Source organism: Streptomyces cylindrosporus, assembly GCF_022698165.1.
GTDB classification, from domain to species: Bacteria; Actinomycetota; Actinomycetes; order Streptomycetales; family Streptomycetaceae; genus Streptomyces; species Streptomyces cylindrosporus.
On record NZ_JALDAY010000011.1, the window covers coordinates 387,629 to 400,742 of the forward strand.

Genomic DNA, 13,114 nt, shown 5'->3' on the forward strand with positions numbered 1-13,114 from the left:
CGCGATGACCACCGAAGCTCTTGCCGACCCCGCCGCGCCCGAAGTGCCGCGCCGCGACTGGCTGTTGTACGCCGGAATGGGCGCCGTCGGCCTCGCGGCCGCCGCATCGTCGTACGCCGCCCTGCAGGACCTGGCCGTGCGTACCGGCTGGTGGCCGTGGCTGTCCTGGCTGCTGCCGCTGACCACCGACGCCTACGCCATGACCGCCGTACGGGTCTGGCTGGGCCACTCCACCCGCAACGCCAAGGCCCGCGCCTGGGCCAAGGCCAACGCCATCGGCGCGATCGTCCTGTCGGTGGCCGGCAACGCCGTCGACCACGCCATCGCCTCCCACGTGATCGCCATGTCCTGGCCGCTGATCGTCGCGGTCTCCGCCATCCCGCCCGTCGTGCTGGGCCTGCTCGTGCACATGGCGCACCTGCGCACCCAGCCCCCTGCCGACACCCCTGCCACTACGCCCGTACAGCAGACCCTGCCGCCCGCCCCCACGGCACCCCCGCCGCCGAATCCCCCGGCGCCCCCTGCCGAGCCGAAGCGACGGCAGCCCCGCCGCCCGGCCGTGGGCACGACCAAGCGGCAGGCCCTGCCCCCGGGCAAGTCCGACGAGGAGCTGATCGCGGCAGCCCGCGAGCGCGCCGCCACCGGGCAGGAGCCGTCAGCCACCTGGCTGATCAAGACGTACGGCATCGGCACCCGCCGCGCCGGACGCATCCGCGACGCCGCCCTCAACACCCCCGCGCCCGCCCCGGACGTAGTCGACACGCCCGCCGAGGAAGGCGAGTTGGCGCTCACCGGAGGCGAGGCGTGATGGGCACCGCGTACGCCAAGTGCTTCGACCCCACCGGCATCCGGTACGGGATCCCGACCTACCCCTGGCGCATGGCCCCCGACGGCCTCGCCACCCGCCGCCAGCTGCGCGCGAAGGGCCTGCGCCCCGGCGGACAGCACGTGGCCGCCCAAGTCCTCGTCTACACCCGCCACGGCCACCCGCGCGTCGCCTACCTCTACCGCGTCGCTTCCGCCAAGCCCGTACGGCCGATGACCTCGCGCAAGTGGGGCGCCCTCGCGCTGGCGATGCTCGCCCGCCGCACCTGCCCGGTCTGCCACCTGACCTACAGCTACTGCATCCCCCGCTCACTCGGCATGTGCCTGCTGTGCGCCCACCCCAACACCCCTGCCTCCGCCCCGGAGTTGACCCCGTGACCGACCCGATCACCCTGACCGCCGCCCTGCCCCTCGCGGGCTGGGCCGCCCACAGCCTGTGGATGGCGCGCCGCCTGCGCATCGCCCGCACCGACCCGCTCACCGGCCTGCCCACCCGCGACCCGTTCACCGCCCGCGCCCTGCGCACCGTCGCCCGCGGCCGCGCCAGCGTGCTGCTGCTGGACGTCGACCACTTCAAGCACGTCAACGACACCCACGGGCACGCCGCCGGCGACGCCCTGCTCGCCGCCATCGGCGGCCGCCTGCAGGAGTGGAGCAGCGAGTACGGCGGCTTCGCGGGCCGTCTCGGAGGCGACGAGTTCGCCGCCGTCGCCCACCTGGACGACCTCGCCACCCACGCCCTCGACGTCTTGGCGGACCGCCTGCAGCGCTGCGTAGACATCGACGGCCACCTCCGGCTCTCCCCGCGCGTCTCGGTCGGCGTGTGCCGCCCCGACGATCGGCCCGGCCTGCCGCTCGACGCCCGCCTGCGGGCCGCGGACGAGGCCATGTACGCGGCCAAGTCCCTGGGCAGGCGCTGGCGTTACGCCGAGCCGCAGTCCACCCACACCACCACGGCGGGCCGCCGCGCCGGCCGCCGCGGCACCCACACCTCTTTGTCCTCCCGCTGAAAGGCCCGGTCCCGTCATGCCGAATCGATCCCGCAAGGTGCCCTACGGCATCCCGCGCACGGTGCACGTGCCGCGCACCCGCCGCCGCGACGCCCAGCCGATCATCCTGGTCGTCCCCGAACGCCCCACCCTCGCCCAGCGCGCCGCCCGCGCGCTCGGCACCTGGCTGTGGGAGACCCGCCGCAGCTGGGCCCCGACCGGCATAGCCGTCGCCGCCTTGCTCACCACCGCGGTGCTGCACGGCCTGTTCTGGTGGACCGCATTCCTCCTCGCCACCGCCACGTTCGCCCCGTACGGCTGGCTGGTCTGGCTCACCTGGCGCCGCCCCGCCGACGACCGCTCGATCCACCACTGGCGCAAGGCCCTGGCCGCGCTCGCCACCCTCGCCATCGCCTGGGCCGCGCTCGCCGTGTTCTTCGGCCCGCTGGCCGGCCCCCTCGGCCTGATCTGGCTGGCCCTCGCCATCACCGCCCAGGCGCTGTGGCTGCGCACCCGCCGCGCCGCCGCCTCCGCCCCCGTTGAGGAGATCCGCTGATGACCACACCCCCGAACGGCAACGGCAACACCTGGCGTGACGACTTCGCCAACTTCCGCAACGCCACCGGCAAACAGGCCTCCAACGGCGGCGGCCGCGGTGACGGCGGCGCGCGCCGCGGTGGTGGCGACCGGCACTACCACGTCCACGTCGGCGGCAACCCGGACGCCAACGGCCAGGCCAACGCCGGTCCCGGCGGCGGGTTCTTCTCCCGCGGCGCGGGCGGCGGCAACCGGCCCGGCCACAGCCCGCTCGCCGACCCGCAGTTCTTCAACAGCACCGACGTGCGCAACTACTGCGACCAGGCCCGCAGCGTCTTCCTGCAGCTGTCCTTCGAACTCGCCGGCGCCGCCGAGGTCCTGCAGGCCGCCCTCGCCCAGGTCCCCGACCCACAGGGCCGCGGCCGGATGGGCTCCCGCTCCCGGGCCCGCAGGGTCAGCAAGAAGCTCAAGAAGACCGCCGACGACGTCCGCGACGCCGCCAAGAACGCGGTCGCCACCTACGCCGCCTTCCAGCGCGAGTTCGAGCCAGAGCTGGCCCCCTACAACGCCCGCCGCGCCGCCGGCCGCCGCCGCTTCGACTTCACCCTCTGACCCCGCAACCCGCACCTCTGATTCGCGTACGACCAGGAGGACCAGGCCGTGTCCCAGCTCACCCCCGAGCAGCTTCTCGAAGAGCAGTTGCGCGCCGCCCAGGGCGGCGGCGGTGTCGTCGAGTACCTGCTGCACCGCCTCAAGCCGCACCTGCCGCCGTGGCTGGTCGGCGCCGGGGCCGGCCTGGTCTCCTGGCCCGCCCACTGGTACTGGTCCGACAACGCCGCCGCCACCGCCGGACTCACCCTCGCCTCGGTCGCGCTCACCGGCGCGACCTGGTTCGCGGGCAAGTCCACCACCGCCCAGCGCCGCCTGCACTCCGCGATCACGGTCGCCGCGGGCACGGGATGGTTCACTGCGGCCGCCATCGCCGGGCCGAACGTGGGCCCGATGGCCGGCCTGTACTTCATCGGTGCCCCGTCCCTGGCCCTGTCCTGGAACATCCGCCAGATCCTGCGCCGCAACGACGCCACCGGCGCCGACGGCGGCATCTGGGAAAAGGTCGGCCTGGCCAAGACGCTGACCACCAGGGCCGAAGCCGCCCCGAACAAGGCGACCATCGGCTACCAGCTGCCGCGCGGCGAGCTCACCAACGACGACGTCTCCAAGGCCCTGCCCAAGCTCGCCTCCGCCCTGGACGTGCCGCCCAACGCCGTGCGCCACCTGGCCGACCCCGAGTCGGCCTCCCGCGGCCAGATCACGATCGTCCCGCACGATCTGCTCAAGAACACCGTTCCGTGCCCCGGCCCCTCGCACCCCGGCGGCTCGATCGCCGCCCCGGTCCACGTCGGGATCTACGAGGACGGCACCGAAGCCACCATGTACTTCCCCGGCGACCCGCAGGCGGCCCGCAACGCCATGCACCTGCTCGTGATGGGGATGACCGGCTCCGGCAAGTCCGAGGGCGGCCTGACCGCGCTCGCCGAGGTCCTCACCCGCCACGACGTCATCGTCTGGGCGTCCGACCCGGCCAAGGCCGACCAGACCCTCGGCCCGCTGCTGCCCGCCTTCGACTGGGCCGCCCTCGACATGCCCTCCACCAAGGCCATGGTCAAGGCCCTGCACGCGGTCATCCCGGCCCGTACGGCGTGGCTGGCCAAGTACGGCTACAAGCAGTGGGAACCGGCCTGCGCCCGCGCCCAGGCCGACGGCTCCCCCGGCATGCCCTACCTGCTCGCCTGGTTCGAGGAAGCCGCCAAGACCATCCGCGAGACCGACGAGGACGCCTTCACCGGCATCGCCCAGGAAGCCCGTTCGGCCGGTGTCTCCCTGGTCGTCTCCATGCAGCGCGCCTCCCACAACCAGATGTCCACCGACACCCGCGCCTCCCTCGGCTCGTCCTGGTGCCACGGCGTCCGCAACGACACCGACGCCGGCTTCGCCCTCGACGACGACGTCCTCGACGCCGGCGCCAAGCCCCAGGTCTGGAAGGACAAGAAGCCCGGTTACAGCTACCTGGTCGCCAACGGCATCCCCGAGACCTTCTGGGCCACCCCGCTGCGCGACTACCTCACCGGCCGCGAATACCTCGAATGGGTCGTCGTCGCGTTCGCCGACATCCGCCCGGCCGCCGATCCCGTCACCGCCCAGACCGCGGCCAAGGCCGCAGGCCGCCACTACGCCCAGCGCACCCGCCACCCGCTGCCCGGCACCACCGACCCCCAGCCCGCCCAGGAGGACCCCACCATGCCCGACCACCCCGCGCGCGGCCTCGCCCAGGACGACGACCAGGCGCCGGCCTTCACCGCGTACGACGGCTACAGCAACCCGGACGACGACTACGACGACGAGGACCTGGACGCCATCGACCCCGAGCAGGAGCTCCCGCGCCCCACCACCGTGGTGCAGTTCGCCGAACGGCCGCCCGCCCAGCCGAAGATCCAGCTCACCCCCAAGCAGGCCCGCCAGGCCATGGAAGACCTCCTGGACGAGTTCGAAGCCGAGGGCCGCACCATCCTCAGCCCCCACGACTTCATGGAGCACTGCGACCGCCACGGCCGCTCCCGCTCCTGGGTCTCCGGCCAAGTCGCCCAGTTCGTCATGGCCGGCCGCCTCGCCGAGACCGACGAGACCGGCGTCTACCGCATCGTCCGCGACGACGAGGACGAGGCCGCCTGACGGCTCTGACGCGTCAGACGCGTCTGACACCGCTGTCGCCGCCGGCCTCCAAACGCCCAGGTCACACACGCGCGCGACCCCCGTCAGACGCGTCTGACACCACCGCCCTGACACCCCTGACACCCGCCGTCCCGAACCTCGCTCGCCCCGGGTTTCTGGACTTTCTGGATCGCCCTACGCGGGCGCGCGCGTGGCGGCCCGGGCCCCTCCCCGCGGCGAGGTGTCACAAATTTCGGCGGCTGACGTTCCAAGACACGACCGCCACTGATCAAGACCGACCCGAGACGCTCTGAACCGGGCACACCTGAAGGGCCAGTCCGTGAACGAACCGCACCACCCCGCCCACGCCGCCGCGTTGGCCCACGCCCTGCGCGCCGCCGACCGCGGACTGGCGGTGATCCCCCTCAGCCGCACCAAGCTCCCCGCGGTCCGCTCCCCGCACCGCGCCGAGCCCCGCCGCATCCGCTGCCACGGCGAGTGCGGGCAGATCGGCCACGGCATCCACGACGCCACCACCGACCCCACCGCCGTACGCGCCCTCTTCGCCGCCGCCCCCTGGGCCACCGGCTACGGGATCGCCTGCGGCCGCACCCCACACCACCTGATCGGCATCGACCTGGACGTGAAGAACGACGTCGACGGCATCGCCAACTTCGAGGCCCTGGCCGTCGACCGCGGCTTCGCCGTCCCGGCCTCGATCACCGTGGCCACCCCCAGCGGCGGCCGGCACCTGTGGCTGCGCGGCCCCGCCGATCGCACGGTCCCCAACTCGGTCGGCCGCCTGGCCCCCGGCATCGACGTCCGCGGCACCGGCGGCTACCTGGTCGGCCCCGGCTCGACCACCAACCGCGGCACCTACACCCTCGCGCCCGGAACCGAGCACCAGGCGCTCGCCGCCGTACCGGACGCCCTGCTGCAGCTGCTCGCCCCACCCGCCGTAGCGTCGCACCGCTCGATGCCGGCGCTGCCGATCGCCGGACGCCAAGCCGTCGCCCTGGTGCAGTTCGTCCTCGACGCCCCCGACGGCCAGCGCAACGACCGCCTCTACTGGGCCGCCTGCCGCGCCCACGAGACCACCGACGCACCCGCGCTCGCCGCGGCACTCATCGAGGCCGCCGTACGCATCGGCCTGCCAGAGCCGGAGGCCCGTGCCACGGTCACCTCCGCCGCCCGCCGCATCTCCGCGCGAGGCGCCCGATGACCCAGCACGTCAACGGCCACACGCCGCACAGCCCCTCCGCCGCGATGGCCAAGGAGATCCTCACGGCCAACGGCGTCGACCCGGACAAGAAGGGCCCCTCCCAGGCCACCCAGCTCGTGGCCCTGGCCCGCGAACGCTACGACCTGTTCATGTCCGACGACGGCCGCCCCTACGGCGTCAAAGTCGACGGCCCCAACCTCGCCCTCCCCCTGCGCGGCAAGGCCGGCCTTCGCTCCCAACTCGCCCGCATCTACACCGACGTCAACGGCGGCACAGTGCCCTCCCAGTCGGCCCTCGCCGACGCCATGACCGTCCTCGAAGGCCTCGCCGCGAACGCCGACCCGCGCACCCCGCACCTGCGCGTCGCCCGCCGCGAGGACGACAGCATCCTGATCGACCTGGGCACCAGCGACGGCCGCTGCGTGCACGTCACCCCGGACGGCTGGCAGATACTCCCCGACTCCCCGATCGTCTTCCGCCGCTCCGGCGCCATGAAGCCCCTCCCCGTCCCGATCAGGGACGGCGACGGCCTGGCCAAACTGCGCGACCTGCTCAACACGACCGAGGAAGGCTTCCACCTCCTGGTCGCCTTCCTGCTGGCCGCGTTCATCCCGAACCTGCCGCACCCGATCCTCGCCTTCCGCGGCGAGCAGGGCACCGGCAAGTCCAAGGGCGCCGCCATGGTCATCGGCATCATCGACCCGTCGGGAGCTCCCAAGCGCACCGCGCCGCGCGACCTGAAGTCCTGGTCGGTACAGGCCTTCAACTCCTGGGCCATCTGCCTCGACAACATCTCGATCATCCCCGACTGGCTCTCGGACGCCCTGTGCCGCGCGGTCACCGGCGACGGCGTCGTCGACCGCGCCCTGTTCACCGACGACGACGTGGTCGTCCTCGAATTCCGCCGCGTCCTGGCGATGACGACCATCGACGCCGGAGCCCTCGCCGGCGACCTCGCCGAACGCCTCCTCACCATCGAGCTGCAGCTCATCCCGGACCACAGGCGGCGCGAGGAAGCCGAACTGGACCGCGCCTACGCCGACGCCCACCCGGCCATCCTCGCCTCCCTCTTCGACCTGCTCGCCCAAGTCCTCAAAGCCCTCCCCACCGTGGAGCTGACCGAGCGCCCGCGCATGGCCGACTTCGCGCGCGTCCTGGCCGCCGTCGACCACGTCACCGGCTGGCACACCCAGGCCTCCTACAAAGCCACCGCCGCCGACGCCGTAGCCGACGTCCTGGACGGCGAGCCCTTCGCCCAGGCCGTCGTCGACCTCGTCCGCGCCTCCGGCCCCGACGGCCTGACCGTCACCGCCGCCCAGCTCCTGGAGAGCGTCACCGCCCCGGAAAAGCTGCCGAAGAAGTGGCCCAAGGACCCCACCCGCGCCGCCGGCCAACTCAAGCGCCTCGCCCCCGCGCTACGCACCATCGGCATCGACGTCGACGACTCCAAACGCCAGCCCGACGGCAACCGCTCCCGCCTCTACCGCCTCACAGCATCAGAGAAGCACCGCATTCCAGCACCCGGAGCGCCCGCAGCACCCGAACCCACCCCTGACCAGCACCAATCTCCGGGCGCTAACACAAACCCCAGCACCCGCACGAGCACCCACAGCACCCGCGAACCCACGCCCCCGGGTACTGCGGGCACTGCACCGGGCGCTGCCCCACTCCCAGCACCCGGTCACCACACCACCCCTGACCAGCCCGAACACCCATCTCCGGGTGCTCCGGGCGCTCCGGGCGCTGATTTGCACCTCTTCTCTGCTCCCACGCCCACCTGCCAGGGCTGCGGCGACCCCATGGACCCCTCCCTCGCAGCCGCCGGCGAATCCACCCACCCCGGCTGCCACCCCACACCCACCACCAGGAGCTGACCCATGCGCATCCGCCTCCACGGCACCGAAGCCGAAGTGACGGCCACCGCCGACCACCTCGCCCACGTCCTGGACGTCCTCGACACAAGCCGCCTCTACCCGGACCGCCCACCAAGCCGCCTGGTCCGCCTCTACCTCACCGTCACGCCGCCCACCGCCAACTACACCAACTCCGAGATAACCAAGGGGGCCTGATCACCTTGCGCCGCGAACCCCACATGAAGCTCACCGACGTCCTGGACGAACTGGACATGTCCCGCGCCGCCTTCTACCGCATGCGCGCCCGCGGCAAGGCCCCCAAGTGCCTGAAGCTCCCCAACGGACAACTCCGCTTCCGCCGTGCCGACTTCGACGCCTGGCTGCAGAACTGCGAGGAGAACAACGCCTGATGGGCTCCAGCTACAAGGTCCACTTCTGGGCAATCCGGCAGCGCACCGGCCGTAGAAAGCCCTACGAGGTCCGCTGGCAGGTCAACTCCCGCGAGAAGTCGGAGTCCTTCACCACCAAGGGCCTCGCCGAAAGCCGACGCTCCGAGCTGATGCAAGCGGCCCGTCGTGGCGAACCCTTCGACGAGGAAACAGGCCTCCCTGCCTCCGAACTCCGGGCGCAGCTGCAGAGCATCACCTGGTACCAACACACCCGAGACTTCATCGAGAAACGCTGGGAGGGAGCGCCCGCGAAGTCCCGCCGCAACTTCGCCGACGCCCTGGCCACCATCACCCCGGCCCTCGTGAAGTCGGAGGCCGGCCGCCCCGACTCGCGCGTACTCCGACGCGCCCTCTACAGCTGGGCCTACAACAAGTCGGCATGGGACCAAGCACCACAGCCGGACTGGCACAAGGCACTCGACTGGCTGGAACGCAACTCAGTCTCCATCGTCGACCTCGAAGACCCTCAGATCCTCCGCAAGGCACTGGACGCCCTGGGCAAGAAGCTGGACGGGAAACCTGCGGCAGCGCGAACGGCACTACGCAAACGGGCCTGCCTGAGCGACGCGCTGGGGATGGCCGCGGAAGCCAAGTACTTCACGACCGCAGTGAATCCCCTCCAGTCGGTGCAGTGGACCGCCCCCCGCACAGCTGAGGAAGTCAATCCGGAAACCGTCGCCAACCCGCGCCAAGTCCGCCGCCTACTCACCGCCGTACGCGACCAGGGCGACCGAGGCGAACGCCTCGAAGCCTTCTTCAGCTGCCTCTATTACGCTGGCATGCGCCCAGCCGAGGTCATCCACTTGCAGAAGTCACAGTGCTGCCTACCCGACAAGGGATGGGGAACCCTGACCCTCCGAGGCGGCATGGTACGGGCCGGCCAAAGCTGGACGGACGACGGCAGCGCCCACGAACAGCGAAGCCTGAAGTGGCGAGCCCCCGAGGACTCGCGCCCAGTCCCCATCCCGCCGGCCTTCGTCCGCCTACTCCGCTCCCACATCGAGCAATTCGGCACAGCCCCAGACGGCCGCCTCTTCCGCACAAACCGCAACGGCCTCGTTCAAGAGAGCGGCTACGGCGAGGTCTGGGCAAAGGCCCGCGCAACCGCCCTGACGCCCGAAGAAGTCGCAACCGCCCTCGCCCGGCGCCCATACGATCTGCGCCACGCGGGCATCTCGTTCTGGCTCAGTTCCGGCGTCGACCCTGCCGAAGTAGCCCGCCGCGCCGGCCACAGCCTCCCCGTCCTCTTCCGCGTGTACGCCAAGGTCCTCGCTCAGTCACAGGACAGAGCGAACCAGCGCATCGATGCAGCACTCAAAGAATGGGCCGAGCCGCACGAACTGTGAATCGTGTCAGCCTGCCAACCGTGCTCATCGATCACCGCCGCCGAACACCAGCACAGAGCCTGGCCGGGGCGCCGTTCTCATGAGAAGGACGGCGCCCCGCATTCTCGACTCGGGTTGAGATCCTGCCAACCCACAGTGCGCTAGATGTGCCGTCTCATGAGGTTGGTGCCACAGCCGTGAATTCTAGCGCCGGGACCCGATGCTCCCTAAGCTCCTCGCGTGCCGCTCAATCCCTAACTGGCCCACTACCGATCGGTGCCCAGCGCCCTTCGGGCTGTTTCCTGGAAGGCCCGTTCAGGTACTTGCTTGGCAACGATCGCTGCCGTGAACGGGGCGTCGAACTCTTCGTAGCATCCCAGGCCGGACCTCTTTATCTCCTGAAACCAGCTCGTTCCAATCCAGTCCCACTCGCGCATCGCCTCGCGCAACTGGTCTACCGCGTCAACCGCTTCCTGCGGTCCGGCGACCGCCACAGAGGCGACTGCGCTGCTGAACTGAGCCCAAGCAGTGAGAGTTGCATCGAAGCAGACTTGGCATTCCGCCGGGGTGCTCGCCTGATCCCGGAACTGGTGTGCCGCGGCCCGCCATGCTGAAGACAATTGCTTCGTACTCGCGATGCACGCGTTGTAGGCGGCTTGGCGTATGCCATACCGCCAGCGTTCGAGCTCGCTCAGTTGCTGCTGCTGTTGCTGCCGGGACTGCCCGATCACGGACAGCCAACCACCCCCCAGTCCGCCGACCGCCCCCACCGCTGTCCCAACTACCGCCGCCAAGCCTGCGTCCATAGAAGTCCATTACAGCGCAGGACAATCGTGTCGGATAGGGCCCTCGACTGGGGGGATCGCACGCGTGCTGTCACGTCTTCGTCGGCCAAGTGCCCCGCCGCCTCCCGCCAGCAAATTTGGCCGCTGCACTTTCTGGAAACCCCGTGGCACCAACCTCATGGGATGGCACACCTAGACCATCAAAGCGACTTGCATGCCTTCAGGCAGCAGCAACGAACGGAACAGCCAGAAGACCGACCCCGGAAATCCGCATCCACAGCTGCGGAGGGTGATCCAGGTACGTGACCCCGGGGAGCGAGAATCGAACCGCTTCATTCGGTTCGAGGACGGCTTGCTCCATCACCAAACCGTCACCGGACCGACCAGGAAGCCCACGACTCATCACTGAGACCTCGATTGCCCCCTGGTCGCTCACATTCCGAAGCTCACATTCGTCATCCTGTTCAATGAGCAGCTTCAGGCGGTCTCGCGCGGCTTCCGCCCTGCGAGCGCGTCGCTCGTTCCGCACGGCGAATGCCGTAGTGACCACCAAGGTGCACAGGCTGATGGCCACAGCCAGCACGCTCGTCACTGCAACAACTGTCATGCCTCACGTAACTGAACGCACTCCCCGTGGGTACGCCACCGGCCATCAATCATCCGAACGCGGTATGACCGTCAAGCTTCCATTGACCCACTACAGTCTCGCCCGCTCTCGCATCACGGCGCATGACCACTCGATCTGGCAAGCCGAACTGCCTCATTCGCCGCCTCCTCGGCCCGCCGGGTCGCCTTCACGCTTCTGGCGGTTGCCCTACTCGCCATGCCCAGCAGAACAAGGGAAGCAACTGCGGTACTGACGGCGACTAGTACGACGATTGCACTAACTTCGCTGCCCATAGGCTCCATCCCAGTCCGTCCATGGTTACCCCCCTTAGTCCCTGCTTTTGGCAGCTAGAACGGCGGATTAACCACGCTCGTCACCCGTAAGGACTACAACGAGCCGCACCCGCAAGGGTTACGCCGTTGACTCTTCCTTGGAGCCTGCAGCAGCCATAGGGACCTTCGTGGAGCCGATCCACGGTCATATCGCCAGAGGACCTCTCCCCATAGCCGATGGGCCGAGCCGTCGCTGAACTGCGCGGGCTCGTGTGGCACTGATGGACCGACATTGCCTAGTCGTTGCGCCCTCAAGGTCTCTCAGGGATGTCCGACGCCGTTAGTTGACCTTAACGATCTGACTCACTTACACCCCACGAGACGAGGCCGGCCAAAGTCGGAGAACGGCGCCAGCCCCCAGCCCTCAGTCTGCAGCCCGCTAGGCGACGCCTACCATCGACAGCTGAGGCACGACTTCGACTGAAGATCCTCAGTTCAGAGCTTCCGAACAGGTAGGGGGCCATCTCACGCCTGGCGTCAGGGGGGACGGGGCGTTTTCCGGTGCACCGTCAGCTGACCCTCGTCCAGGTAGTACAACCGGTCGTCGTGAACGCTTTATCAGTGGAGGCGATGGTGACGGTTGCCTGCCCCTTCGATGTCCCGTTGGCGATGATGTCCTTGACCTCACCGGAGGTACTGCTCAGCCGAGCCCAGTAGCAGTCCGAGATGAGTCCACCCTGCGGACCATTGGTGCGATACGTGCCCGGCTTGATGTCCGTGCCGACCATGTATGTTCCGTCTCCAGGGATCTCCCCGGCACGGGGACGTTTGATTGCCCCAGAGTCACTGACCGAGGGGGTCTCCACGCCTGTGGACGTCACCGTTACCGTCGCCTTCGGCGTCGGAGCCTCTGTTGAGTCACCCGCTCCGGCGTAGCCAGCAACAGCTCCAATGGTGAACCCCAAGACGGCGACTCCGGCGTGCGTCAGCAAGCCTGTGCTGAGCCGCCCGTGTCGATGCGCCGAGGAGTCGCCGCCCCATCGCGCTTCTCGCCGTAGGGGGCCTTCCGGAGGCCCTGAAGGATCACCGGCGTTCATGCCCTCAGCGTGCGCCCACAGAACGCCGGCCGCATCTCGCCCGCAGAGCTTCGATGTACCGGTTGCAGACCGGACGACACTGCAGCCAACACGATCGCCGGCGTCCCAACTTGGCCCGCGTATGGCCCGAAAACCCTGACCAGCCCCGGGATCCACGCGTCACAGCGTGAGACAAGTCACCCAGTTTCGATTCCACTCGAAAGATCACCCTGGAGCACGCAGAAACCCCCTCCGCGCTGCGTTTCCGCAGTTCGGAGGGGGTCTTCCCCAAAGTGGCGGCGCCAGGATTCGAACCTGGGAAGGCTGAGCCGGCAGATTTACAGTCCCCTCAAGATCGCTCATAAGTCCGTGCCTTGACCTGCTGTTTTCCGCATCAATCGCACGAACCTACTGAATCTGGTCCACGTACCGTCCTGATCTTGGAATCGTCGACCGAACCTTGGA

14 protein-coding genes are annotated in these 13,114 nt (G+C 69.8%); 11 read left to right on the top strand and 3 right to left on the bottom strand.

Annotation, left to right across the window (positions count from 1 at the left end; translation table 11 throughout):
- Positions 1 to 4: 4 nt before the first annotated feature.
- From MQP27_RS34770 to MQP27_RS34820, 11 genes are all read left to right on the top strand, one after another.
- Positions 5 to 808: a DUF2637 domain-containing protein gene (locus tag MQP27_RS34770; protein WP_242772642.1), complete on the top strand. Its 804-nt coding sequence runs from the start codon at positions 5 to 7 to the stop codon at positions 806 to 808.
- Positions 808 to 1,203, top strand: coding sequence for an RRQRL motif-containing zinc-binding protein (locus MQP27_RS34775; protein ID WP_242772790.1), 396 nt, complete (start codon positions 808 to 810; stop codon positions 1,201 to 1,203). Before MQP27_RS34770 ends, MQP27_RS34775 begins: the two co-directional genes overlap by 1 nt.
- On the top strand, positions 1,200 to 1,835 hold the full coding sequence (locus MQP27_RS34780) for a GGDEF domain-containing protein (protein ID WP_242772645.1): 636 nt from the start codon (positions 1,200 to 1,202) through the stop codon (positions 1,833 to 1,835). The genes MQP27_RS34775 and MQP27_RS34780 overlap by 4 nt, the downstream gene beginning before the upstream one ends.
- Before the next feature lie 16 nt (positions 1,836 to 1,851).
- Positions 1,852 to 2,370 (top strand): hypothetical protein, encoded by a 519-nt coding sequence (locus tag MQP27_RS34785; protein ID WP_242772647.1) that lies wholly within the window; start codon positions 1,852 to 1,854, stop codon positions 2,368 to 2,370.
- The gene (traA, locus tag MQP27_RS34790) at positions 2,370 to 2,963 is read left to right on the top strand and encodes a plasmid transfer protein TraA (RefSeq protein ID WP_242772649.1); all 594 of its coding nucleotides are present in this window, start codon (positions 2,370 to 2,372) and stop codon (positions 2,961 to 2,963) included. Before MQP27_RS34785 ends, traA begins: the two co-directional genes overlap by 1 nt.
- Positions 2,964 to 3,011: 48 nt before the next feature.
- Positions 3,012 to 5,081 carry a plasmid transfer protein TraB gene (traB, locus tag MQP27_RS34795; RefSeq protein WP_242772651.1) on the top strand — a complete coding sequence of 690 codons (2,070 nt, stop codon included), beginning with the start codon at positions 3,012 to 3,014 and terminating at the stop codon, positions 5,079 to 5,081.
- Between the two features lie 319 nt (positions 5,082 to 5,400).
- Positions 5,401 to 6,282, top strand: a complete 882-nt coding sequence (locus MQP27_RS34800; protein WP_242772653.1) for a bifunctional DNA primase/polymerase — start codon at positions 5,401 to 5,403, stop codon at positions 6,280 to 6,282.
- On the top strand, positions 6,279 to 8,156 hold the full coding sequence (locus MQP27_RS34805; protein WP_242772794.1) for an AICE element replication initiation protein: 1,878 nt from the start codon (positions 6,279 to 6,281) through the stop codon (positions 8,154 to 8,156). Before MQP27_RS34800 ends, MQP27_RS34805 begins: the two co-directional genes overlap by 4 nt.
- Positions 8,157 to 8,159: 3 nt before the next feature.
- Positions 8,160 to 8,351 (top strand): hypothetical protein, encoded by a 192-nt coding sequence (locus tag MQP27_RS34810; RefSeq protein ID WP_242772655.1) that lies wholly within the window; start codon positions 8,160 to 8,162, stop codon positions 8,349 to 8,351.
- A gap of 23 nt (positions 8,352 to 8,374) precedes the next feature.
- On the top strand, positions 8,375 to 8,545 hold the full coding sequence (locus MQP27_RS34815; RefSeq protein ID WP_242772792.1) for a helix-turn-helix transcriptional regulator: 171 nt from the start codon (positions 8,375 to 8,377) through the stop codon (positions 8,543 to 8,545).
- A complete protein-coding gene (locus MQP27_RS34820; protein ID WP_242772657.1) occupies positions 8,545 to 9,930 on the top strand; it encodes a tyrosine-type recombinase/integrase in 1,386 nt (461 codons plus the stop codon). The genes MQP27_RS34815 and MQP27_RS34820 overlap by 1 nt, the downstream gene beginning before the upstream one ends.
- 245 nt (positions 9,931 to 10,175) lie before the next feature.
- Here MQP27_RS34820 and MQP27_RS34825 read toward each other — a convergent pair whose 3' ends face one another.
- The 3 genes from MQP27_RS34825 to MQP27_RS51945 form a co-directional block, all read right to left on the bottom strand.
- The gene (locus MQP27_RS34825) at positions 10,176 to 10,640 is read right to left on the bottom strand and encodes a hypothetical protein (RefSeq protein ID WP_242772660.1); all 465 of its coding nucleotides are present in this window, start codon (positions 10,638 to 10,640) and stop codon (positions 10,176 to 10,178) included.
- Between the two features lie 274 nt (positions 10,641 to 10,914).
- Positions 10,915 to 11,286 (bottom strand): hypothetical protein, encoded by a 372-nt coding sequence (locus MQP27_RS34830; RefSeq protein WP_242772662.1) that lies wholly within the window; start codon positions 11,284 to 11,286, stop codon positions 10,915 to 10,917.
- An 856-nt stretch (positions 11,287 to 12,142) separates the two neighbouring features.
- Positions 12,143 to 12,670, bottom strand: coding sequence for an Rv1352/Rv1906c domain-containing protein (locus MQP27_RS51945; protein WP_504979092.1), 528 nt, complete (start codon positions 12,668 to 12,670; stop codon positions 12,143 to 12,145).
- Between the last annotated feature and the right edge of the window lie 444 nt (positions 12,671 to 13,114).